At 69.2% G+C, this 21,946-nt stretch carries 24 protein-coding genes; 20 read left to right on the top strand and 4 right to left on the bottom strand.

Annotated elements, in window-relative coordinates; all coding sequences use genetic code 11:
• Positions 1 to 57: 57 nt before the first annotated feature.
• Both RBS12_RS03985 and RBS12_RS03980 read right to left on the bottom strand, forming a co-directional pair.
• Positions 58 to 1,020, bottom strand: coding sequence for a MurR/RpiR family transcriptional regulator (locus RBS12_RS03985; RefSeq protein WP_307964769.1), 963 nt, complete (start codon positions 1,018 to 1,020; stop codon positions 58 to 60).
• A gap of 47 nt (positions 1,021 to 1,067) precedes the next feature.
• A complete protein-coding gene (locus RBS12_RS03980; RefSeq protein ID WP_307964768.1) occupies positions 1,068 to 1,211 on the bottom strand; it encodes a DUF5670 family protein in 144 nt (47 codons plus the stop codon).
• Positions 1,212 to 1,323: 112 nt separating this feature from the next.
• Between RBS12_RS03980 and RBS12_RS03975 the strand changes: the two genes are divergently transcribed.
• The 6 genes from RBS12_RS03975 to RBS12_RS03950 all read left to right on the top strand — a co-directional run bounded on the left by RBS12_RS03975 (position 1,324) and on the right by RBS12_RS03950 (position 5,255).
• Complete coding sequence (locus tag RBS12_RS03975) at positions 1,324 to 1,767, top strand: SRPBCC family protein (RefSeq protein WP_307964767.1); 444 nt, start codon at positions 1,324 to 1,326, stop codon at positions 1,765 to 1,767.
• 107 nt (positions 1,768 to 1,874) lie between these two features.
• Entirely contained in the window at positions 1,875 to 2,792 is a 918-nt protein-coding gene (locus RBS12_RS03970; protein WP_307964766.1) for a trypsin-like peptidase domain-containing protein, read from the top strand.
• Between the two features lie 399 nt (positions 2,793 to 3,191).
• On the top strand, positions 3,192 to 3,452 hold the full coding sequence (locus RBS12_RS03965) for a hypothetical protein (protein WP_307964765.1): 261 nt from the start codon (positions 3,192 to 3,194) through the stop codon (positions 3,450 to 3,452).
• A 92-nt stretch (positions 3,453 to 3,544) separates the two neighbouring features.
• Positions 3,545 to 3,700 carry a hypothetical protein gene (locus RBS12_RS03960; protein WP_307964764.1) on the top strand — a complete coding sequence of 52 codons (156 nt, stop codon included), beginning with the start codon at positions 3,545 to 3,547 and terminating at the stop codon, positions 3,698 to 3,700.
• A gap of 491 nt (positions 3,701 to 4,191) precedes the next feature.
• Entirely contained in the window at positions 4,192 to 4,446 is a 255-nt protein-coding gene (locus RBS12_RS03955; RefSeq protein ID WP_307964763.1) for a hypothetical protein, read from the top strand.
• A 437-nt stretch (positions 4,447 to 4,883) separates the two neighbouring features.
• Positions 4,884 to 5,255, top strand: a complete 372-nt coding sequence (locus RBS12_RS03950) for a hypothetical protein (RefSeq protein WP_307964762.1) — start codon at positions 4,884 to 4,886, stop codon at positions 5,253 to 5,255.
• Positions 5,256 to 5,326: 71 nt separating this feature from the next.
• Here RBS12_RS03950 and RBS12_RS03945 read toward each other — a convergent pair whose 3' ends face one another.
• Entirely contained in the window at positions 5,327 to 6,688 is a 1,362-nt protein-coding gene (locus tag RBS12_RS03945; protein ID WP_307964761.1) for a rhodanese-like domain-containing protein, read from the bottom strand.
• Positions 6,685 to 8,433 carry a BTAD domain-containing putative transcriptional regulator gene (locus tag RBS12_RS03940; protein WP_307964760.1) on the bottom strand — a complete coding sequence of 583 codons (1,749 nt, stop codon included), beginning with the start codon at positions 8,431 to 8,433 and terminating at the stop codon, positions 6,685 to 6,687. The genes RBS12_RS03945 and RBS12_RS03940 overlap by 4 nt, the downstream gene beginning before the upstream one ends.
• Positions 8,434 to 8,514: 81 nt before the next feature.
• On the opposite strand from RBS12_RS03940, the gene RBS12_RS03935 reads away from it, so the two are divergent.
• The 14 genes from RBS12_RS03935 (at position 8,515) to RBS12_RS03870 (ending at position 21,880) form a co-directional block, all read left to right on the top strand.
• On the top strand, positions 8,515 to 9,171 hold the full coding sequence (locus tag RBS12_RS03935) for a peroxiredoxin (RefSeq protein WP_307964759.1): 657 nt from the start codon (positions 8,515 to 8,517) through the stop codon (positions 9,169 to 9,171).
• A gap of 1 nt (position 9,172) precedes the next feature.
• On the top strand, positions 9,173 to 10,210 hold the full coding sequence (locus RBS12_RS03930; protein ID WP_307964758.1) for a sulfite oxidase: 1,038 nt from the start codon (positions 9,173 to 9,175) through the stop codon (positions 10,208 to 10,210).
• A gap of 137 nt (positions 10,211 to 10,347) precedes the next feature.
• A complete protein-coding gene (locus tag RBS12_RS03925) occupies positions 10,348 to 11,133 on the top strand; it encodes an amino acid ABC transporter ATP-binding protein (RefSeq protein ID WP_307964757.1) in 786 nt (261 codons plus the stop codon).
• Between the two features lies 1 nt (position 11,134).
• Positions 11,135 to 11,779, top strand: a complete 645-nt coding sequence (locus RBS12_RS03920) for an amino acid ABC transporter permease (protein WP_307964756.1) — start codon at positions 11,135 to 11,137, stop codon at positions 11,777 to 11,779.
• Positions 11,776 to 12,429 (top strand): amino acid ABC transporter permease, encoded by a 654-nt coding sequence (locus RBS12_RS03915; protein ID WP_307964755.1) that lies wholly within the window; start codon positions 11,776 to 11,778, stop codon positions 12,427 to 12,429. Before RBS12_RS03920 ends, RBS12_RS03915 begins: the two co-directional genes overlap by 4 nt.
• A gap of 95 nt (positions 12,430 to 12,524) precedes the next feature.
• The gene (locus tag RBS12_RS03910) at positions 12,525 to 13,397 is read left to right on the top strand and encodes a transporter substrate-binding domain-containing protein (RefSeq protein WP_307964754.1); all 873 of its coding nucleotides are present in this window, start codon (positions 12,525 to 12,527) and stop codon (positions 13,395 to 13,397) included.
• 113 nt (positions 13,398 to 13,510) lie between these two features.
• Positions 13,511 to 14,416, top strand: a complete 906-nt coding sequence (locus tag RBS12_RS03905) for a dihydrodipicolinate synthase family protein (RefSeq protein ID WP_307964753.1) — start codon at positions 13,511 to 13,513, stop codon at positions 14,414 to 14,416.
• Positions 14,417 to 14,509: 93 nt separating this feature from the next.
• The gene (locus RBS12_RS03900; RefSeq protein ID WP_307964752.1) at positions 14,510 to 15,511 is read left to right on the top strand and encodes a proline racemase family protein; all 1,002 of its coding nucleotides are present in this window, start codon (positions 14,510 to 14,512) and stop codon (positions 15,509 to 15,511) included.
• Entirely contained in the window at positions 15,508 to 16,590 is a 1,083-nt protein-coding gene (locus tag RBS12_RS03895; protein WP_307964751.1) for an ornithine cyclodeaminase family protein, read from the top strand. Before RBS12_RS03900 ends, RBS12_RS03895 begins: the two co-directional genes overlap by 4 nt.
• Positions 16,591 to 16,613: 23 nt before the next feature.
• Positions 16,614 to 17,309, top strand: coding sequence for a GntR family transcriptional regulator (locus RBS12_RS03890; RefSeq protein WP_307964750.1), 696 nt, complete (start codon positions 16,614 to 16,616; stop codon positions 17,307 to 17,309).
• A complete protein-coding gene (locus RBS12_RS03885; protein ID WP_307964749.1) occupies positions 17,306 to 18,505 on the top strand; it encodes an FAD-dependent oxidoreductase in 1,200 nt (399 codons plus the stop codon). Before RBS12_RS03890 ends, RBS12_RS03885 begins: the two co-directional genes overlap by 4 nt.
• Positions 18,502 to 18,801 (top strand): (2Fe-2S)-binding protein, encoded by a 300-nt coding sequence (locus RBS12_RS03880; protein WP_307964748.1) that lies wholly within the window; start codon positions 18,502 to 18,504, stop codon positions 18,799 to 18,801. Before RBS12_RS03885 ends, RBS12_RS03880 begins: the two co-directional genes overlap by 4 nt.
• Entirely contained in the window at positions 18,798 to 20,408 is a 1,611-nt protein-coding gene (locus RBS12_RS03875) for an NAD(P)/FAD-dependent oxidoreductase (protein ID WP_307964747.1), read from the top strand. The genes RBS12_RS03880 and RBS12_RS03875 overlap by 4 nt, the downstream gene beginning before the upstream one ends.
• On the top strand, positions 20,405 to 21,880 hold the full coding sequence (locus RBS12_RS03870) for an aldehyde dehydrogenase family protein (protein ID WP_307964746.1): 1,476 nt from the start codon (positions 20,405 to 20,407) through the stop codon (positions 21,878 to 21,880). Before RBS12_RS03875 ends, RBS12_RS03870 begins: the two co-directional genes overlap by 4 nt.
• The last annotated feature ends 66 nt before the right edge of the window (positions 21,881 to 21,946 follow it).

The raw sequence follows: 21,946 nt of genomic DNA, 5'->3' as shown, positions 1-21,946 counted from the left end.
TCTTTCCATCAGGAAACTCTCTACCTCGAAGGGTGGGGGCGCTGGGTTAACTCACGACTACGTGGACGCGAACCCGCGGGGCTGCGCGGTGGAACTTTCGGGAGGGCGGGTGGGTGCTAGCGGGGTGCTCGGCGCGTCCTCGTCCTCGACCATCGTGAGGACCTCGCGGAACACCTCGGCATGCGCGGCGGCAGCCTCGGGGGAGTCGCTCGTCGCGGCGACCTGGAGTGCCGAGAGCAAGAGCATCTGCACGATGTTGCCGATCATGGTGTCGTCGTTCCACGTGTGGAACTCCGCCCCGGCCACGAGGGTGTGCGTTGATACCGCGGCCAGCGCCGACTTCGCGTAGCTCGTGACGCCGATGACGGTGGCCCCCTGCTCGGCCGCGACCCGGGCCGAACGGAGGGTGAACATGTTCATGCCGCTGTCGCTCACGGCGAGGCACACGTCGTCGGGAGTCAAGAGCTTCGCGGCCACCTGCTGCGAGACGATGTCCGCGGGGGCCTCGCACACGAGTCCGCTCGTCAGGAAGCGAAGCGCAATGGACTGCGCGGGGGGCAGGGAGGCACCGTTGCCCACGATGAAGAGCCGGCGGCATGCGCGGATAGCCTGAGCGGCGGCCTCGAACTCGGCGTAGTCGAGGGCGGCGAGGGCCGTGCGGATTTCGCCCGCGGCGCGGGAGAAGATGCCGGTCACGAAATGTTCGGTCGAGCCGGGCTCCCCTGTCTGCTCTTCGTGCCCGTTGGCCGTGCCCCACGCGGCGGCGCCGAGATCGCGGAGAAGGAACTGTCGCAGATGCTGAAACCCGTCGAAGCCGAGCCGCTTGCACGCGCGCACCACCGTCGCTGGGGACGTCTCGGTGCGCTGGGCGAGCTCCGAGACGGACATCTGCGCGACCTCATCCGGGGCCGTGACAAAGAGCTGGGCCACACGTCGCTCGCTCGGGACGAGGGAAGGCAGGAGCGACTGCAGATAGGCGCGAGTCCCGCCGACTGGGGGCTCGGCGCGTTGTTGAGTCATGTGGCTGTCATAGCAGACGAAGGAAAACGCGAGGAAACTGACGCGTTCTACACCGGCCGACGGCGCCCCACGAGATACACGATGAACATGATGACGGCGATGACGAGGAAGAGGTGGATCCCGCCGCCGATGTTGGCGATCACACCGAGGACCCACAGGATGGTCAAGATCAATGCGCCCCAAAGGAGCATGGCGGACCTCCTTGCCTGGACTTCCGAGCACCATTGTCCGCGCAGGCCACCGCGGTGGCCATAGCCCACACGGGCTCCGCGGAGGGACCATGGAACGGGGAGAGGAGGAGAAATGTCAGCCCTCACCAACACCATCGAAATCAACCGCCCGCCAGAAGAGGTGTTCGGCTATGCGAGCGACCCCCTGCACTTCTCGGAGTGGCAGGCTGATGTCGTGGAGATCCACTTCGAGAGGGGCGGGGGTCCCGAGGTGGGGGCGCGGTTCACGACCACCCGCCGTATCGGGCGCATGGAGCGCACGATGACCCAGGAGATCACCGAGGACGAACCGCCGCGGCGATTCGCGGCACACGGCGTCAGCGGTCCGATCCGCGCTAACGCGAGCATCGACGTCGAGCCGATTGACGACGGCGCGAGGTCACGCGTGACGTTCGAGCTCGATTTCGAGGGACACGGATTCGGCAGGGCCCTCGTTCCGATCGTCCGGCAGCTCGCGGCGAAGGGTGCGCCGATGAGCCACAGGCGGCTCAAGGAGCGGCTCGAATCCGGGACGTAGGGCGGGGGCAGGATTCTGTCGGCGGTCGTAGGCAGGGCAAGAATCTGGGTCCGTTCGCCTTCGGCAATACCGGGAATCGTGCCCACCCGGCCTTCGTTCGATATGGCGTGGAAGAGGAAGAAGTCCTGGATGCCTATTCCCAGGTCGTCACGAGCGTCGCGCGGCATCTGACGCCGCGGGTCGCGTCGGTGCGGACGGAGCGCGGGTCTGGCTCCGCCGTCGTACTGAGCGGCGAGGGGCACCTCGTCACGAACGCGCACGTGGTCGGCCGCGTCGCTCGCGGCGAGGTGGCCTTCGCGGATGGCATGAGCGGACCCTTCGTCGTCGTCGGGCGGGATCCGCTTTCGGACCTCGCCGTCCTGCGGACCGGCCTCCCCGTGCCGGAACCGCCGGATTTCGGCAACGCCGAACACCTCCTTGTGGGCTCGCTCGTCGTCGCCGTCGGCAGCCCGCTGGGGCTCGAGGGCAGCGTCACCGCGGGGGTCGTGAGCGCGCTCGGGAGGTCGATGCCGGCCCGCGGACGCACCGCGTCACGGATCATCGAGGACGTCATCCAGACCGACGCCGCGCTCAACCCCGGCAACTCGGGCGGCGCGCTCGCGGATTCGCGGGGACGCGTCGTCGGCATCAACACGGCGGTCGCGGGGATTGGCCTCGGGCTCGCGGTGCCCATCAATCCGACGACGCGGCGCATCCTCCATTCCCTCCGCGAGGACGGCCGCGTGCGCCGCGCGTATCTCGGGCTCGTGAGCGTTCCGACGCCCCTCAGCGAACCGTGGGCTGCCCGGACCGGCCGGCGGCGCGCGCTGCGGGTCGCGGAAGTCGTCGCGGGGAGCCCGGCCGCGATGGGCGGGATTCGGCCCGGCGACCTCCTCCTCGCGATCAACGGCCACGCGCTCGCGGATGCACAGTCCCTGCAGAAGCAGATGTTCGACGACGCGATCGGCCGCCGCACCGAGATCACCGTCCTGCGCGGGGAGGCAATGGTCGACGTCGTAGCCGAGCCGACGGAGCTCGTGGACTAATAAGACGGTGCTGGCGGGAGCCGATAAGTCGGTCGGCGATTAGTGCCCCATTCGGCACTGCAGAGCCTCTGGCTGACGGACTGGCTACCCGGGATTGTCTGCATCCGTGTCGCGGGCGCAACAAATGCGGCTAAGCGGTTGTCTACATTGTCACGGGGATTGCGTGGACATTCGAGAGACCTCTTGTGCGGATAGCGGTGCGGGGTTAGGGTGCAGGCATCACTAGCCGCGATTGGGGCGCCAGGGGATGGTGTTTCGCCGGCTTCGCACCTTTTGCGCGAACCAGCGACGGCGATTGCATTGGAATCCCGTCCGGACATTCAGGGGGAAGCGTTGAAAACTCTAAAATCCGCCGTGGTCTGCTTCTGTGCGGCACTGGCATTGGCAACAACATCCGCGGTGCCCGCGCAGGCAGCAACGACGAGCGTCAGCGGCTCGCTCAGCTGCCCCTCGGGTCAGGTCGTGTGGGTCTACGTGACGACTGAGTACAGCGCACCGGCCGCGTTCTACTCCGGCACCGCCCGGCGCTACACGGACTCCGGCGGCACTACCCATGTCCTCAACTACGGGACCAGGACAGTGAACTGGAGAGTGGAAAGCGATGGGAACATCTTGACGGCGAGCGACTGGTGCGGACCCAACGCGATGCGTGCCCAATGACCGGACCCATCAAGGCTGAGGTCGCGCGCATACTCGCCGCAGTCCCGGTCCGTGCGTCCCGCCGGATGACCTCAACCGAATATCAGTTTCGCGTGAGCGAGATCCTCAGGCTTTTTGACGTCGATGCAGTGGGCGACGAAACGGGCGTGTATTACGGGGACAACGGCGTTGAGCTAGAAGATCAGCCATTAGTCGATGCCATTCGCGTACTCGTTGCGAGGCGATTCGGCATCCCAGAAGCAATATGAATGGGCCAGGCCGAGGTCCGCCTATCTGTGACCACCTCCGTTCGCACCTATCGAAGGGGATTCGTGTGAAGAAGCAACTCGCAGCACTCCTGGCCGGCGGCATGCTCGCGGGCGGAATGCTCCTGAGCAACGGGCCCGTAGCCGAGGCCGCCCCCAGCACGAACTGCTGGGCCTACGCCGGCGGCAACTCATCATGGGGATCGTGCCTCGGCAGTCCTTTCGGCGGCACATACTTCCGCGTCCACACGAAGTGCGCTTGGTCCTACTGGGCCTGGGACGCTCCGAGATCAAACGTTGGCTACTCCCCGGCCTACCGCGCAGGCGCCTCGCAACAGGGAGGCAGCTGCGGGTGGGGGAGGGCGACAGGGGCTTGGGTGGAGTCCTGGTGAGTTGTAGACCCCGCCTGGAAGGACAGTGAACTGAAGAGTGGAAGGCGATGGGAACATCTTGACGGCGAGCGACTGGTGCGGACCCAACGCGATGCGTGCCCAATGACCGGATCCATCAAGGCTGAGGTCGAGCGCAAACTCAGCACAATTCCGGTCCGTGCGTCCCGCCAGATGACCTCCACCGAATACCAGTTTCGCGTGAGCGAGATCCTCAGGCTTTTTGACATCGACGCGGTGGGCAGCGAAACGGGCGTAATTTACGGGGACAAGGGCGTTGAGCTAGAAGATCAGCCATTAGTCTGGGCCGTTCACGCACTCGTTGCGCGGCGATTCGGCATCCCGGAATCGCAAATGTGAACGAGCCAAGGCCCGAAGCAGATCCCGTCCGGCGGGCGCTGACAGGGCTGGAACGCCGACCGAGCCCATCCGTTCACCTGGACCAAGACCGCCGAACAGATCCTCGCAAAAGCGAACCGTACAACAACTTCGAACTCAGGCCACTAGACTCCAGGCCAGAGGATTCGATGGCGCGTAGAAAACGCCCGCCTCTTTCGGCAATTGGGGGTCAGCTGGTGCTATTTCGGGGGAAACGAAAGCTTCATTCAATTCTTCTTGGCCTGATATGTGCGGCCGCCGTCAGCGGTTGCATTCCGCCATATTCTGGCCCGGAAGTCAGCCCCACATTAACGCCGGCCGAGACATCCTCAAGCGCCCGCCCAACCGCGGATTCGGAAGCGACCTGTGCCACCATCGGTTTGCGTCTTGAAGAGGTCCGGAGGATCGTGGGGTTCCCCTTGGAGATCGTGCGAGACTTGCCCAAGGGTTGCTCCTACAGAACAGATCAAATCGGGTCGACCACGACGGTCCAGATTTCCGGCACACAGATCACAACCCACGCCGCATTCGAAGCAGCCTTTGCGCAGCTCTCGCCAGATATCTCCGCAACGGGACCTTGCGTCTGGGAAAGCCCGGAGCACCTCGCGTTCACCTGCATAGGAACGTTCAACGCAGACACGAAAGCCTTCAAAGGCGCAAGCCTCTCGATGGTTTTTCTCGGCGATCATGCCATGCAGTTCATGGTTGGAACGGATGATCCGGCGTTCGTGGGCGGGGCCGAAGCCGGAGCGTGGAAACTCGCCCAAGAGGCGCGTCGACGCAACTTGTGAGCCCAGAACGCGACGCGCCTGGGCCCGCGGAGCCGGATCCGTCGTCGTGCACAGCGGCAATGGCCGCGTCGTCACGCGGTCCGGAGGGCAGCCCACGCGTTGTAGCCGCCGACGACGTCTCGCACATGGTCGTACCCGTGCTCCCGCAGATAGCTCGCCGCGACTGATGAGCGCCATCCGCTCGCGCAGTAGACGACGACGTCGGCGCCCCTCGGGATTTCGCCCAGCCGGCGGGGCACCTCGGCGAGCGGGATGTGTGCCGATCCGGGTACCCCGCCGTCCTCTCGCTCGAGCGGGTTGCGCACGTCAACGACGAGAGCGCCTTGGCCGATCGCGGCATCGAGCTCGCTGGCCTCGATCCGCTCTGATCGTTCGCTCGGCAGGGAATCCAGCGCCCCGGGCATGCCGTCGAGGTACCCGACCACGTTGTCGAAGCCGATCCTGGCAAGCCGGAGGGCGGCTTCGTCTTCGCGCCCCGGGTCGGCGACGACCAGGATGCGATCGCGGGCCTCGAAGACCATCCCCGCGGTTTCGGCGAAGCGCCCGCCCAAGCCCACGTTGACCGCCCCGGGAACGTGGCCGGCGGCAAACCGTCGCGGCGAACGACCGTCCACCACGCGGGCCCCCTCGTCGCGCAGCCTCATGAAATCGCCGCCCGGGAGCGCGCGCGTCTGAACGTCGAGTCCCAGCACAGCTCGCGTGGTGCGGTTGAGCTCGGCATCGAACGCGAAGTATGCGGGCACTGCGGGCTGGCCGGACATGAGCTGCCGGACGAACTCGTCCTCGTCCTCCGTGGCCGCGAGTGGATTCATGAAGCGCTGGGCGCCGATCGTGCTCTCGAGCTCCTCGGAGAGATTCTTGCCGCACGCGCTGCCGGCGCCGTGGGCAGGCAGGAGGCGGGTCTCGGCAGGGAGCGCCATGAGCGTTCGGATGGAGCCGAACTGGGCGTGGGCGAGCTCGAGCGGATCCGCACCCACGGCGGCCGCGAGATCCGGCCGCCCGACGTCGCCGATGAAGAGTGCGTCCCCCGTGAGAACGGCCGACGGCGCGGGGTCGCCCGGACGCTCGAAGACGAGCAGCGACGTGGATTCCCACGTGTGGCCGGGCGTCTCAAGCGCCTCGAGCCGGACCTCGCCGAGGGAGATGCTATCGCCCGTGCGGAACCGGCGGATGGGGTAGCCGGCCTCTGCGCGAGACCCGTAGCCGATCCACGCGCCGGTCGCAGCCGCAAGCTCGAGATGACCCGCGACGAAGTCTGCGTGGAAATGCGTGTTGAAGACCCCCACGATCGTGAGGCCGCGCACGTGTGCTGCGTCGAGATATTCGCGGATGTCGCGCCGAGGGTCGACGACGACGGCCTGTCCCGTGGTCTCGTCGCCCACGAGGTAGGACGCATGGGAGAGGCAGCCCAAGTAGTACTGCTCGAGGATCATAGGTTGAGTGTGCGCTCGTTTCCGTTCCGTGCGCGTTCCCCGAAAGAGGCTTCGGCGCGGCCGGCGGCACTGGCCAGGCAGCGTTGCTCGTCTTGGCGCCTGCCGAGCTCGGCGAAGCTGGCCGCTGCCTCCCGAAACATGGCTATGGCTTGATCGTCGTGGCCTTCGGCCTGCCGAAGAACGCCTCGTGCTTCCCAGAGGGCGGCATGCCACGGTCCACCCGGCCACATCCCCGCGACCTGTTCGGCGGTGGCAAGCCTGCGGCGCGCGGCGTCGAGCCTCCCGGCGAGCGCATAGTTCGCCGCCGCGGCGACCTGGTAGCCCATGGAGCACGGTGGACAGACGTTCCTGCCCGCGAGGGCCGCATCGGCTCGCTTGATGATTCGGACGGCTTGCGCGGGAGACCCGGCCGCCTGGACCAGCACCGCGTACAGGCGCACGACGAGGTGCGGCTCGAGCCATGCCGACGACGCTGCCGCGAGGAGGCTGCTCGCCGTGCGGGCGGCCTCCTCGCGGCGGCCCTGCAGCAGATCAAGCTCGGCGAGCCGTTGCTGTGCCACGATCTGGCCGGCCGAACCTCCGGCCCTCCGGTACAGCTCAAGCGCGGACTCGAGGAGGTCCCGGGCGTCGTTGAGCTCTCCCGAGAACAGCGCCGCCTCCCCGAGCAGCAGGTCGGCGATGGCCTCCCCATGCACCGAGCCCGCTCGTTCGGCGGCTGAGCGCAGCCGTGCCGCGCGTCGTGTGATGTTCCGGTGCCCTTCGGGCCCGCACATGCAGATCTCCGCGAGGCACAGCTGCGAGTCGAACATGTAGCTGGAGCGCGTGGCATCATGCCGCACGAACTCGACGAACTCAGCCTCGAATACTTCAGGCCACCGGTGCTGCATGGTGGCGGCGATTCCCAGCACCGCGCTCGCCTCGCCGACTTCGCGGCCGAGGTTCGCCGCAATGGCCAACTCGCGCGCACGCTGCGCTTCTGACGCGGCTGCGGCCGGATCCCCGCTGTTGAGCGCGACGAGCGCCCGCGCCAACGTGGCCCGCGCGCGATTCTCTATGCGTCGGCTGTCGTCGGCGATGGCCTTCTCGTAGACGGCCACGGTAGCGGCGCTCGGGCCGACGCCCAAGTCGGCGTGCAGCCGCTCACACAGCCGCTCGAACTGGCGGATCGCGCCCTGGCGATCACCGCCGTCGAGCGCCCTCGTCATGATCGCGCGGTGGGCGTCTTCGTCCGCCGGCTCTGCCTTGAGCACGTCGTCCCACCGAGCCGCCGCTTTGAGCAGACGCAGGTGGAGCGACCGCAGCCGGTCGCGGGGATCCTCGGCCCACGCGGCGAATCTGTCGTCGGGAAGCAGCTCACCCCGGTACAGGGCGAGCGCCTCGGCCACTCCGCTCAGCGAGTAGAGCGCGGCGCTGGCGTCGGCCTCGAACCGTTCCGCGTCGACCGTCACCTCGGCCTCGGGCAGGAGGAGCAGGAGGTCGCCGCGAGCCTCGATGGTTTCTGGCGACCCCAGTGCGGCGCGCGCGAAATGCAAGGCCTTGCGCAGATTTGCGGCGGCGGCTTCTTCACCCAGATCGGGCCACAGCAGATCGGCCACGACTTCCCGATGCAGCCGGTGGCCCTCGGCCAGGGCGAGAATCTTGACCGCCGCGGCCGCCTTGGTTCGATTCCACGCGTCGTCCGGCACAGCCCGGTCGTCGACGACGACCCGGAACCCGCCAAGCATGGCGATGGCGCACGCCGTCACGCCTTGAGCGTAAAGCGGGGAACGTCTGGGGAACAAGGATTCCTTACCGTCAGATGCGCAAGATACGCCCAGGAGGAAGCCATGACACTCAAGCTGGGGGATATCGCCCCCGATTTCTCCGCCAAGACGACCGCCGGTGACATCCGGTTCCACGACTGGCTGGGTGAGTCATGGGGCGTGCTGTTCTCACACCCCAAGGACTTCACCCCGGTCTGCACGACCGAACTCGGCTACATGGCCAAGATCAAGCCCGAGTTCGACAGGCGCGACGTCAAGATCATCGGCCTCTCCGTCGACTCGACGAGCGACCATGATCGATGGGCCGCCGACATCGAGGAGACACAGGGAGCCCGCCTCAATTTCCCCGTGATCGGCGACGACGACTGCACCGTGGCGAAGCTGTACGACATGCTCCCGGCCGCCACCTCCGGGGACGCCAAGAGCCGCACGGCCGCGGACAACCAGACCGTGCGGAACGTCTTCGTCATCGGACCTGACAAGAAGATCAAGCTCATCCTCGTCTACCCCATGACGACCGGTCGCAACTTCGACGAGGTGCTTCGCGTCGTCGACTCGCTTCAGCTCACCGCGAAGCACCGGGTGGCGACGCCGGTCAACTGGAAGCAGGGCGAGGATGTCATCATCGCCGGCTCTGTCAAGAACGACGAGGCCCGCGAGATCTTTGTGGAGTGGAAGGAGCCCAAGCCCTACATCCGGATTGTCCCGCAGCCCGTGTGACATGTTGATACACCGCACGGACCCGCTCAATTGCGAGACGCCCGTCGCCGACCTCGGCGAGTCCGTGACGCCCATCGCGCATTTCTACGTGCGCAACCACTTCCAGGTGCCGGCCATCGACGCGGGCGCCTGGAAGCTCGACGTGGCGGGCCTCGTGGGGCGTCGGCTCGCGCTGAGCCTTCGGGAGCTGATCCGCTTGCCCTCCGAGACCCGCACCGTGACGCTCGAATGCGCCGGGAACGGACGCCGCTACCTGAGTCCCGCCGTCGGCGGCGAACCCTGGGGGCGTGGAGCGGTGAGCACGGCCGAATGGACCGGCGTCCCGCTCGCCGTCGTCCTCGATCTTGCCGGAGTCCTGCCGATGGCGACCGACGTCGTCTTCCGCGGGGCGGACCGGGGAACGGTCGACGGCGGTGCGAGCGAGATCTCCTTCGAACGCGGGCTGTCGCTCGAAGCGGCCTTGGACGGCGCCGTCCTGCTCTCTTATGCGATGAACGGCGAAGCGCTCCCCGTGCAGCACGGCTTTCCCGTGCGCGTGATCGTGCCCGGCTGGTACGGGGTCGCGTCGGTCAAGTGGCTCAGCGCGATCGAACTCACCGATCATCCCTTCGCGGGCTACTACCAGGCGACCAAGTACCGCTACGAGAGCGACGAGACGAGCGAGCCGGTCACGCTGCAGCGGGTCAAGTCGCTCATCACCGAGCCCGTCGACGGCGCTGAACTGCCGCGCGGCGAGACCATTATTCGCGGCATTGCGTGGTCGGGCGCCGCCCCGATCGCCCGTGTGGAGGTCAGCATCGGCCGCGACGGCTGGCGGGATGCCTGCCTGGTGGGCGAGCGACGGCGGCACAGCTGGCAGCGGTGGGAGGCGATCGCGGACCTTGGCCGAACGGGCAACATCGAGATCCGGGCCCGCGCGACGGATCTCGCGGGTCACACCCAGCCTGAGGCGGCCAGCTGGAATCGCTATGGGTACGGGAACAACGCGGTTCACGCGGTATCCGTCAGCGTCGTGGGCGCGAAAACGCTGCGGATCTGATCGCCGTTCTGCCTCCTTTCCCTGCGGGCCTTGACTCGTGATCTGTGACATGTACCATTGCACATATGATGTGACGCCGACCACATCGGTGTCACTCGGAACATCCGTTCCAACTGGTTCACACAGGGAAGACGGTTATGACCCTTTCACCACCTGCGGATTCGAAGCTTGTGCCCCGCCTCGGCATCAAGCTCGACAACATCTCGAAGCGCTATGGGGACCACGTTGTGCTCGATGACGTGTCCCTGCACGTCGAGCCCGGGACCGTGACCGCGCTCATCGGTCCCTCGGGCGCCGGGAAGAGCACGTTCCTGCGCTGCATCAATCTCCTCGAACGCCCCGACGCGGGAACGATCCGCGTGGCAGGCCACACCATCGAGCCCGGCAAGGCCGTGAACGGCCGTGATCTCGCAGCGTTGCGGAGCACGGTCGGCATGGTTTTCCAGTCGTTCAACCTGTTCCCGCATATGACGGCCCTCAAGAATGTGAGCTTTCCACAGCAGCGGGTCCTCGGCCGCAGCAAGGAAGAGGCCGACGCTCGGTCGATGCAGCTGCTCGAGCGCGTGGGCCTCAAGGAGAAGGCGGGCCAGCACCCCGGGAGGTGCTCGGGTGGGCAGCAGCAGCGCATCGCCATCGCAAGGGCCCTCGCGCTCGATCCCAGCATCATGCTCTTCGACGAGCCAACCTCGGCCCTCGACCCGGAGGTGGGTCTCGAGGTCCTCTCGGTCATGCGCGAACTCGCCGCGGACGGGATGACGATGGTCGTGGTCACCCATGAGATGCAGTTCGCGCGGGACGTCTCGGACACACTCGTGGTCATGGCGGACTGCAAGATCATCGAGCAGGGCGATCCGAAGGCGATCATGAGCGACCCGGCCGAGGCGCGCACACGGCGCTTCCTGCGCGCGGTCCTGGAGCGCTGACATGAACGCCTTCACCGCCGTCCTCGAGGGCCTGCCTCTTACGGTCGGCCTCACGCTCGCGGCCTTCGCGATCGGGATCTCCGGCGCTGTCCCGCTTGCGCTCGGCCTCTCGTCGCCGGTCGTCCCGCTCCAGCTCGCGTGCCGGCTCTTCGTCGATCTCGTCCGCGGCGTGCCGATCATCGTGTGGCTGTTCCTGCTCAAGTTCGGCATCCAGATCGGCACGTTCAAGTTCAATCCTGTGGGCGCGGCGATCGTTGGTCTCGGTGTCGTCTCGGTCGCGTACCTCGCGGAGATCTACCGCGGCGGCCTCCAGGCCGTCCCGCGTGGCCAGCTCGAGGCCGCCCACGCGCTCGGCCTCCCGCGGGGCAGCACGTTCTTCCGCGTCGTCGTCCCCCAGGCGTTCCGGATTGTCTCGCCGTCCATTGCGACGTATCTGGTCGGCCTCCTCAAGGACTCCTCGATCGCCTCGACGATCATCGTGGCCGAGATGGTCTTTCAATCCCAGTCGTTCGCTCGGCAGCACCCGACCGTCGAGGGGATCCTGCCCTACGTCATCGTCGGCGTCGTCTACATCGCGCTGAGCCTGCCGGTCGCCTATCTGTCGAGATGGCTCGACGCCCGCATGAGGAAGGTCGTGCACGTATGAGCTGGCTCACAGCATGGGCGGGATACCTCCCGCAGATGATGTCCGGGCTCGGGGTTAGCCTCATGATTGCGGCGGTTTCGATCGTGGCCGGCTATCCGCTGGGACTCGTCCTGAGCCTCATGGTCCGGGCGAAGAACCTCGCGGCGCGCACCCTCGGCCTCGCGCTCGTCGAGGTCGGGCGCGGCGCACCGGCCCTCGTGATCCTGTACCTCTTCTACTACGGCCTGCCGAAGTTCGGCATCGCGTTCGAGAGCATCACCGCCGCATGCCTTGCGCTCATCTGGAACGCGGCGGCGTACTCGTCGGAGATCATCCGGGCCGGCATCCAGTCGGTACCGCGCGGTCAGCTCGAGGCCTCGAACGCTCTGGGGCTGTCGCAGCGGGACACGTTCTTCCGGATCACCATGCCGCAGGGCATGCGCTCGGCCATCCCGGGCCTCATGGGCGTGGCCATCCAGATGTTCCAGGGCACGTCGCTCGCGTACGGGATCGCCGTCCCCGAGCTCATGAAGACCGCCTACAACATCGGCAGCCAGGACTTCAACTACCTGCAGATCTTCACGCTCGCGGGCCTGTGCTACGCCGTCATTTCGATGCCGGCCACGTGGATCACTGTGTTTTTTGAAAAGCGCATGGCCCGCCACGCCTGACGGCAACCCACCCACCCGCTCGGACCAGCGCATGGCCCGCCACGCGTAAGCAATCCCCAACCCACCCACCCTCCCCGAATGAGAGGAACCCCCCCATGAAGAACCACACCCTCAAGCGCTCCGGCGCCCTGGCCGCCGTCGTCCTTGCCGCCGGCGTCACGCTCACCGCCTGCGGCGGATCGTCGTCCGCGTCCCAGTCCAACTGCGCGCCGAAGCACGACGGCGTGCAGACGGTCGCGCAGGGCAAGCTCACCATCGGGGTCATCGACATCCCGCCGTTCAGCAGCTACAACAGCGGCAGCCCGACAGGCATCGACATCTCGATCGTGAACAAGATCGCGAAGGACGAGTGCCTCACGCCGGTCTACCAGCAGGCCACGTACGCGGATGCCGTCCAGTCGATCTCGGGCGGGAACATCGACCTCGCGCTCGGCACGATCGACGCGACGGAGAAGCGGCTCAAGGCCGTCGACTTCTCGGCCTCGACGTACCTCGACGGCATGGGCATTGCCTCGAAGTCCGGAGCGGCCACGGTCGCGGACCTCGAGAAGGTCGGCAAGGTCGGGACGATCGACGGCTATCTGTGGGTCGAGGACCTCAAGAAGATCCTCGGCGACAAGCTCGTCACGTATCCGAGCAGCGTCGAGCTCAAGGCCGACTTCGACGCCGGCCGGCTCCAGGCCGACGTCGACGCCTACGGAGTGCAGGTGCTCCAGTTCAAGGGCGCCCAGGGTGTGACGGTCTCCCTCGCGAACGACCACCCAGACCAGCGCGTCGGCGCCATTACGAAGGCGCCCGAAGCGGCGTTCCCGCTCACCAAGGGCAACGCGAACCTCAAGAAGGCGCTCGACGACGGCATTGCGGCCCAGCGCAAGGACGGCACCATTACGAAGCTGCTCACCGACGCTGGCCTCTCCGCTGGCCTGGGCAAGGTCGCCGACAAGCAGTACGTCGTTCCCGCTAGCTAGACCCCTTGCCGGGGCAAGAGCTTCGGTATACCATTTTGATCTGTGCAATGTCACATGGCTGGTGAGGTGTCCCACTTCTCCCGGTGCGAGCGCCTCACTCGAAAGGACCGAACATGACCGCAAACCGCAAGCCCTGGCACGGCGTCCTCGTCGCCACGGCCCTTCCGTTCAATGAAGACCTCAGTGTCGACTTTGACGCCTACGCCGAGCACATCCGCTTCCTGGCTGGCGCCGGGTGCGACGGCGTGGCCCCCAACGGCTCGCTCGGCGAGTACCAGACCCTCAGTGACGAGGAGCGCGCACGCGTCATCACGACGGCGGTCGAGGCCGCCCCCGAGGGCTTCACCGTCATGGCGGGTGTCGGCGCCTACGGCGGCCTGCAGACGCAGCGCTGGGCCGAGCAGGCAGCCGAGGCCGGGGCGCATGCGCTCATGCTCCTTCCCCCGAACTCGTACCGCGCCAACGACGAGGAAGTCGTTGACCACTACCGCCGCGCCGCCTCCGTGGGCCTGCCGATCGTGGCCTACAACAACCCCATCGACACGAAGGTGGACCTGACCCCGCAGCTCATCGGGCGCCTCCACGGCGAGGGCCTCATCGTGGGCGTCAAGGAGTTCAGCGGCGACGTGCGTCGGGCCTACGAGATCAAGGAGCTCGCCCCCGAGGCGGACGTCCTCATCGGCACTGACGACACCGTCGTCGAGCTCGGCCTCGCGGGCGCGGTCGGCTGGGTGTCCGGCTACCCGAACGCCCTCCCCGAGTCCACGGTCGAGCTGTACCGCCTCTCGACGTCGGGCCACGTTGCCGACCTCGAGCGGGCCCGCGAGATCTACCGCGACCTGCATTCGCTCCTACGCTGGGACAGCAAGACTGAGTTCGTCCAGGCGATCAAGCTCTCGATGGACGTCGTGGGCCTCAAGGGCGGCGGCTGCCGTCCGCCCCGGGGACCGCTCTCGCCTGAGGCGCGCGACGCCGTCGTGCGGGCCACCGAGGCGGCCCTCGCCAAGGGCTACAAGTAACCTCCTGGTTCATCGATTGCTCCGTAACTGTCGTTATCAGCCTCCAAAACGACAGTTACGGAGCAATGGATCCACACGACGAAGGGCACCAGCATGAGAACGAGCCGCATCTTCCACGCCGTCGACTCGCACACCGAGGGCATGCCCACGCGCGTCATCACGGGCGGCGTCGGGACGATCCCCGGTGCCACGATGGCCGAGCGGCGCCTGTGGTTCATGGAGCACAGCGACTGGATCCGGACGCTCCTCATGTACGAACCCCGGGGCCACGCGTCGATGAGCGGGGCAATCCTCCAGCCGCCGACACGTCCGGACGCGGACTTCGGCGTCCTGTTCATCGAGGTCTCGGGGCTCCTGCCGATGTGTGGCCACGGGACGATCGGCGTGGCGACGGTTCTTGTCGAGACGGGGATGGTCGAGGTTGTCGAGCCCATCACGACCGTCCGGCTCGACACCCCGGCCGGCCTCGTTGTCGCGGAGGTGGCCGTCACGGACGGCCACGCCGATTCGGTGACCATCCGCAACGTGCCGTCGTTCGTCGACCGGCTCGACGCGGCCGTCGAGGTGCCCGGCTACGGCACCGTGCCCTACGACCTTGCGTTCGGCGGCAACTTCTACGCGATCGTGGACCTCGACGCGCTCGGGCTGCCGTTCGAGCGCTCGCGGAAGGACGACCTCCTCAAGGCCGGTCTCGCGATCATGGACGCGATCAACGCCGCGGGCGAGCCCGTGCACCCCGAACGTGCGGACATCCGCGGCTGCCACCACGTCTACCTCAAGGCCCCGGGCTCGACGGCGGAGTACTCGCGACACGCGATGGCCATCTACCCGGGCTGGTTCGACCGCTCGCCGTGCGGCACCGGCACGAGCGCGCGGATGGCCCAGCTCCACGCGCGGGGCGAGCTCGCCCTGGGCGCGGACTTCGTGAACGAGTCCTACATCGGCTCGCGCTTCATCGGCCGGCTCGTCGAGGAGACCGAGGTCGCCGGGCGGCCTGCCGTCGTCCCCACGGTCACCGGCCGCGCGTGGCTCACGGGCACGGCGCAGTACTTCCTCGACCCCACCGACCCGTTCCCGGAGGGGTTCCTGCTGTGAGCCTGCCCTATTTCGACGCCGCGGCCGTGCGCGCGGCGGCGCCGTGGACGACGGCGGTCGCGGCCCTCGAGCGCGCCCTCCTCGACGGCGTGGACCCCGAGGAGGACAGCCCGCGGCTGTTCAGCCCAGCGCCGGGCGGCGAGTTCCTCATCATGCCCGCGACGGGCCGCACGTACGGCGGGGTCAAGGCCCTCACCGTCGCCCCGGGCAACCCGGCCCGCGGGCTCAAGAAGATCCAGGGCGTCTACGTCCTCGTCGACTCGGACACGCTCGCGCCGCTTGCCGTCATGGACGGCACCGAGCTCACGGCGATCCGCACCCCCGCGACGACGCTCCTCGCGGTGACGAGAATTCTGGCAGCGCCCGACGGCGCGCCCGGGGCGGGCCGCGGCCACGTGGACGCGGGCGGCGACCCGAGTTCCCCGCAAACCCGATCTCGGCTTGACGGGACCCGATCTCGGCTCGACGGGACCCGATCTGGGCTCGACGGGACCCGATCTGGGCTCGACGGGACCCGATCTCGGCTCCGGGTCCTCGTCTTCGGGGCTGGCGTTCAGGCGCTCAACCACCTCCGCGCGGCGCACGCGCTCCTGCCCGGGGCGAGCTTCGCCGTCGTCGGCCGCCGTCCCGACAGCACGCGCGACCTGAGGGCGACGCTCTCCGCGGAAGGCATCGACGTCCGCGAGGGAAGCGTCGCCGACGTGCCGGAGGCCGACGTGGTCTTGTGCGCGACATCGTCGCGGACCCCGCTGTTCGACGGCGGTCTCGTCGCCCCGGGCGCCGTGGTTGCCGCCGTCGGGCAGCACGGGCTCGACGCCCGGGAGGTGGACTCGACGCTCGTGCGGCGCAGCGACGTCGTCGTCGAAGGCCGCGCCTCGGCGCTTCGCGAGGCCGGGGACCTCATCCCCGCCCGCAGCGTCGAGGAATGGCAGGCCCTGCGCCCCGCCAACCTCCGCGAGCTCGTACTCGGGGAGTTCGAGCGCGTGCCGGGGCGACCGTGCCTGTACTCCGGCGTGGGCATGGCCTGGGAAGACCTCGTGACGGCGGCCTTGGTGTATGAAGGGGGCACGAGAGAATGACGCCCGTCCAAGGAGTGTCCGACGTGTCCACGAGTCACAACCTTCCCATCGCCCCGCTCGGCCCCCAGCGGAGCCTGCGCGAGTCTGTCACCGAATCCCTGCGGGCCGCGATCATCGCGGGCACCCTCGAGGAGGGCACGCTGTACTCGGCGCCCGCGCTCGGGGCGGCGTTCGGCGTCTCCGCGACGCCCGTGCGCGAGGCGATGATGGACCTCGCCCGGGAGGGCCTCGTCGAGACCGTCAAGAACAAGGGCTTCCGCGTGACGCGCATGAGCGATCGCGAGCTCGACGAGATCACGGAGATCCGCCTGCTCCTCGAACCGCCCGTCGTGGGCGACGTCGCGGGCACGGTCCCGCCGTCGGGCATCGCGGCCCTGCGCTCGCTCGCGGACGCGATTGTCGCCGCGGCCCGCGAGGGCGACCTCGCCGCGTATCTCGCCGCCGACCGCGACTTCCACGCCGAGGTCCTGCGCTACGGCGGCAACAGCCAGCTCGTCGACCTCGCGACGAGCCTTCGCATGAAGACCCGCATGTACGGGCTCAAGAGCCTCAGCGAGTCCAACCGGCTCGCCGATTCGGCGCAAGAGCACCACGAGCTGCTTGACCTCCTCGAGGCGGGCGACGGCGCCGCCGCCCTTGCGCTCATGCGTCGCCACATCGGCCACGCGCGCGGCCTGTGGGCCACGGGTGAGCAGGAGCCACCCGGGGAGAGCCCGTGAGCGCGCCATCCAACGCCGCCGTCAGCGACATCGTCGTCATCGGCGCCGGGGTCATCGGGGCCGCGACGGCCTATTTCGCGGCCCGCGAAGGACTCAGCGTCACGGTCCTCGACAAGGGCCTCCCCGCGAGCGGGACCTCGTCCGCGTGCGAGGGCAACATCCTCGTCTCGGACAAGGAGCTCGGGCCCGAGCTCGAACTCACGCGCTACTCGCTCGGCGTGTGGCACGGCGACCTCGCCGAGCACCGGCACCTGTGGGAGTTCGAGGCCAAGGGCGGCATCATCGTCGCCTCGCGCGAGAGCAGCCTCGCGTCGCTGCATCGGGTCATGGCTGTCCAGAAGGGCTTCGGCGTGGCCGTCGAGGAGCTCGACCCCGACGCCCTGCGCGCGGCCGAGCCGAACATCTCCCCGGACGCCCTCGGCGGGGCCTTCTACCCCGAAGACTGCCAGGTCCAGCCCATGCTCGTCGCCGCCCACCTCGTCCGGCTCGCCGTGGCCGCGGGGGCGCGCTTCCACGCGGACACGACCGTCACGGGCTTCCTTCGCTCGGGCGAGCGCATCGCCGGCGTGCGGACGACGCGCGGCGAGTTCTCGGCGTCGTCAGTGGTCAACTGCACGGGCACGTGGGCCGGGGAGCTCGCCGCCCTCGCCGGCGTGGACGTGCCGGTCATGCCGCGGCGCGGCTTCGTCATGGTGACCGAACCGCTTCCGCCCATGGTCCACCACAAGGTGTACGCGGCCGAGTACATCGACAACGTCGGCAGCTCCGACGCGGGGCTCCAAGCCTCGCCCGTAGTTGAGGGCACGCCGAGCGGGACGATCCTCATCGGCTCGACGCGCGAACGCGTGGGCTTCGACCGGACCGTGAGCACCGACGCTCTGCGGCTCCTGGCCCGCAACGCCGTCGGGCTCTTCCCATTCCTCGCCGCCGTCAAGGCGATCCGGCACTACCACGGCTTCCGGCCCTACTGCCCGGACCACCTGCCCGTCATCGGGCCCGACGAGCGTGCGCCCGGCCTGTGGCACGCGGCCGGGCACGAGGGCGCGGGGATCGGCCTGTCCGTCGGCACGGGCAAGCTCCTCGCCCAGGCCCTCGCGGGCCGCGAGCCGGACCTCGACCTCACCCCGTTCGCCCCCGCGCGCTTCGGTACCGCGCCGAAGGACCAGTCCGCTCCCCGTGAGGAGGCCTCCGCATGAGCAAGCCCCCCAGCGCTTCCGGCACGCCCGCCGTCGCATTCAGCTTCAACGGCGCGCCGTTCGAGGCCGCGCCCGGCCAGACGGTCGGCGCCGCGCTTGTGGCGGGCGGCGTCCCTGCGTGGCGTACTACGCGCAAGGGTGGCCGCCCCCGCGGCCTGTTCTGCGGCATCGGCGTGTGCTTCGACTGCCTCGTGACGGTCGACGGCGTGGCCAACCAGCGCGCGTGCCTTGTCGAGGCGCGCGAAGGGCTGTGTGTTGAGGGCTCGGGCACTGCGATCGAGGGAGGCTCGGCGTGAGCGGGATCGCGGCGCGGGACGTCGCCGTCGTCGGCGCAGGCCCCGCGGGGCTCGCCGCCGCGGTGGCCGCCGTCGAAGCTGGGGCGCGTGTCGTCGTCGTCGACTCCGCGGCCCAGCCGGGCGGGCAGTACTGGCGCCACCGGCCGGAGAACGTCGTCGCCGCGGACGGCCGCGGCCACCACGACTGGGGCGTCTACCTCGACCTTCGCGCGCGCTTCGACGCCGCGCGCGCGACCGGGGCGATCGAGTACGTGCCCGGTCGTCAGGTCTGGATGGCGCAGAACGACGACGGCGGCTTCACCCTCCGCACGACCCCCACCGTCGCGCCGTCGGTTGCGCCGTCCGCCTCGGTTGCGCCCCCCGCCTCGGTTGCGCCGTCAGATCCGGCGGGTGCGCACCCCGCAGACGTGACGGCGCAACGGGAGAGCGTCTCGACGATCCGCGCGCGCCGCCTCGTCCTGTGCCCCGGAGCCTACGACCGCCAGCTCCCCGTGCCTGGATGGGACCTTCCCGGCGTCATGGCCGCCGGAGGCATCCAGGCGTTCATCAAGGCCAACGGCGCGCTGCCCGGTCGGCGCTTTGTCGTCGCGGGAACCGGGCCCTTCCTCCTCCCCGTCGCGGCGAACATCGCCGAGGCGGGCGGGATGGTCGCCGCGGTGCTCGAGTCGTCGTCGCCCGTCGCGTGGTTCCCGCACCTGGGGGCGGCCGCCGGCGTGCCGGAGAAGGCGCTCGAGGGCCTCGGCTATGCGGCCGTGTTCGCGCGGCACCGCATCCCGTACAGGACGCGGACCGTCGTGACCGAGGTGCTCGGCGAGGACCGGACGCGGGCCGTGCGCACGGCCCGCGTCGATCCGGGCGGGCGCGTGGTCCGGGGGAGCGAGCGGCTGCTCGAGGACGTCGACGTCGTCGGCTTCGGCTGGGGGTTCACGCCACAGCTCGAGCTGCCCGTCTCGTTGGGCGCCGAAACCCGCGTGGACGCCGACAGGTCCCTCGTCGCCGTCGTCGACACGCGGCAGGAGTCGAGCATCCCGGGCCTCTTCCTCGCGGGGGAGGTCACGGGCGTCGGCGGCGCGGCGCTCGCCGTCCTCGAGGGGCGCGTCGCGGGAGCCTCGGCTGCCGCCCGGGCGAGTGCGTTGTCGCCCGCCCACGCCTCCCCGCAGGACCGGGACCAAGGTGAGGCGCCGCCGTCGGACGCCCTCCCGCCGGCTCTGTCCCCGGCGGATGCCGCACGGGTCGCGCGGTACCGGCGCTTCGCCCAGGCGATGCACCGCGCCCACCCCGTCCCGGACGCGTGGCACGAATGGCTCACCCCCGAGACGACCGTGTGCCGCTGCGAGGAGGTCACGGCGGGTCAGATCGCCGAGGCCCGCGACGCCCTCGGCGCCGCCGACGCGCGCTCTCTCAAGTCATTTACCCGTGCCGGAATGGGCTGGTGCCAGGGCCGCGTGTGCGGCTTCGCGGCGTCGTGCCTCGGCGCGGGAGGCGGGGCGCACCCGAGCGAGGCCTCGCTCGCGGCGTCGGCCAAGCGGCCACTTGCGGCTCCCGTGAGCATCGGCGAGCTCGCCGCCCTCGAACCCTCCACCACCACGAAAGGAACGCCGGCATGACCGCGCAGTCCGCAACGTCCACCCGCACCACGAGCGCGGCCGAAATCGAAGCCCTCCTCGCCGCGGCCCACGCCGCCGCCCGCCCGCTCGCGGCCCTGCGCCCCTCCGACCGCGGCCGGCTCCTGGACGCCGTGGCCGATGCGCTCGACGGCGCCGCGGACGAGCTCGTGCCCGTCGCCCAGGCCGAGACGCACCTCGCCGAGGGTCGCCTCCGCGGCGAGCTCAAGCGCACGACGTTCCAGCTCCGGCTGTTCGGCGAGCTGCTGCGCGACGGCGGCTACCTCGACGCCCGCATCGACCACGCTGACCCTGAGTGGCCCATGGGCGCGCCCCGCCCCGATCTGCGGCGCGTCCGCGTGCCGCTCGGCCCGGTCCTCGTGTTCGCGGCGAGCAACTTCCCGTTCGCGTTCTCGGTCGCGGGCGGGGACACCGCGTCTGCCCTCGCGGCGGGCTGCCCCGTGCTCCTCAAGGCGCACTCCGGGCACCTCGAGCTCTCACGCCGCACGGGCGACGTCGTCGCTGGAGCCCTCGCAGCCGCGGGCGCGCCGGCGGGGACGTTCGGTCTCGTCGTCGGGACCGCCGCGGGCGCCGCCGCTCTGCGCGATCCGCGCATCGCCGCGGGCGCGTTCACGGGCTCGATCCCGGGTGGCCGCGCGCTCTTCGACATCGCCTCCTCGCGCCCCGACCCGATCCCGTTCTACGGCGAGCTGGGCAGCAACAACCCCGTGTTCGTGACGGAGGCGGCTGCCGCGGCTCGCGGGGCCGAGATCGCCGAGGGCTTCGTCGGCTCGTTCACGCTCGGGGCGGGGCAGTTCTGCACGAAGCCCGGCACGCTCGTCGTGCCGGCGGGATCCGGCCTCGTCGAGGCGCTCCGGCGAGCGGCCCTGCCGCCTGCCGCGCCCCTCCTCAACGACCGCATCCAGGCCGGGTACGCCGAGGTTCTCGAGGGCCTCGAGGCCAATCCGCGGCTCGAGGTCCTTGCGCAGGGCCCGTCGCCGCTCGCCGACCCGCCGAGCCCGACCCTCCTCCTCACGACCGTCGCGGACATGCTCGCCGAGCCGCACGCGCTGCAGGCCGAATGCTTCGGGCCCACCGCCGTCGTCGTGACGTACGACGACGAGGCCCAGCTCGCGCCCCTCGCCGAGACTTTCGAGGGTCAGCTCACGGCGACGATCCACGGAACCGACACGTGCGCCGTCGCCGGTCTCGTCGAAGTGCTGTCCCGCAAGGCCGGCCGCGTGCTGTGGAACGAGTGGCCCACGGGCGTGTCCGTGACGTATGCGCAGCAGCACGGCGGACCGTACCCCGCGACGACGGCGGCCGCAACGACGTCCGTGGGCACGGCCGCAATCGAGCGGTTCGTGCGGCCGGTCGCGTACCAGGGCTTCCCGCAGCACCTCCTGCCCGAGGCCCTCCGCGAGGACAACCCGCTCGGCGTCCCGCGGCTCGTGGACGGCGCGCGGGAGGGGTAGTGCAGTTACCTCGTCGCAGACGGAAGTCCCCTTATCGCTTCGGAAGTTCCCTTGAGGGTAACTTGC

The sequence above is a fragment of the Sinomonas sp. ASV322 genome (assembly GCF_030908245.1).
Classification (GTDB): domain Bacteria; phylum Actinomycetota; class Actinomycetes; order Actinomycetales; family Micrococcaceae; genus Sinomonas.
Note: the sequence above shows the minus strand (reverse complement) of the source record. Positions and strands in the feature narration are given on the sequence as shown.

What these genes read in the sequence shown, in the direction of transcription:
- RBS12_RS03985 (WP_307964769.1), bottom strand. Translation starts at nt 1,020, where the DNA reads ATGACTCAACAACGCGCCGAGCCCCCAGTCGGCGGGACTCGCGCCTAT.
- RBS12_RS03980 (WP_307964768.1), bottom strand. Translation starts at nt 1,211, where the DNA reads ATGCTCCTTTGGGGCGCATTGATCTTGACCATCCTGTGGGTCCTCGGT.
- RBS12_RS03975 (WP_307964767.1), top strand. Translation starts at nt 1,324, where the DNA reads ATGTCAGCCCTCACCAACACCATCGAAATCAACCGCCCGCCAGAAGAG.
- RBS12_RS03955 (WP_307964763.1), top strand. Translation starts at nt 4,192, where the DNA reads ATGACCGGATCCATCAAGGCTGAGGTCGAGCGCAAACTCAGCACAATT.
- RBS12_RS03945 (WP_307964761.1), bottom strand. Translation starts at nt 6,688, where the DNA reads ATGATCCTCGAGCAGTACTACTTGGGCTGCCTCTCCCATGCGTCCTAC.
- RBS12_RS03935 (WP_307964759.1), top strand. Translation starts at nt 8,515, where the DNA reads ATGACACTCAAGCTGGGGGATATCGCCCCCGATTTCTCCGCCAAGACG.
- RBS12_RS03930 (WP_307964758.1), top strand. Translation starts at nt 9,173, where the DNA reads ATGTTGATACACCGCACGGACCCGCTCAATTGCGAGACGCCCGTCGCC.
- RBS12_RS03925 (WP_307964757.1), top strand. Translation starts at nt 10,348, where the DNA reads ATGACCCTTTCACCACCTGCGGATTCGAAGCTTGTGCCCCGCCTCGGC.
- RBS12_RS03920 (WP_307964756.1), top strand. Translation starts at nt 11,135, where the DNA reads ATGAACGCCTTCACCGCCGTCCTCGAGGGCCTGCCTCTTACGGTCGGC.
- RBS12_RS03915 (WP_307964755.1), top strand. Translation starts at nt 11,776, where the DNA reads ATGAGCTGGCTCACAGCATGGGCGGGATACCTCCCGCAGATGATGTCC.
- RBS12_RS03910 (WP_307964754.1), top strand. Translation starts at nt 12,525, where the DNA reads ATGAAGAACCACACCCTCAAGCGCTCCGGCGCCCTGGCCGCCGTCGTC.
- RBS12_RS03905 (WP_307964753.1), top strand. Translation starts at nt 13,511, where the DNA reads ATGACCGCAAACCGCAAGCCCTGGCACGGCGTCCTCGTCGCCACGGCC.
- RBS12_RS03900 (WP_307964752.1), top strand. Translation starts at nt 14,510, where the DNA reads ATGAGAACGAGCCGCATCTTCCACGCCGTCGACTCGCACACCGAGGGC.
- RBS12_RS03880 (WP_307964748.1), top strand. Translation starts at nt 18,502, where the DNA reads ATGAGCAAGCCCCCCAGCGCTTCCGGCACGCCCGCCGTCGCATTCAGC.
- RBS12_RS03870 (WP_307964746.1), top strand. Translation starts at nt 20,405, where the DNA reads ATGACCGCGCAGTCCGCAACGTCCACCCGCACCACGAGCGCGGCCGAA.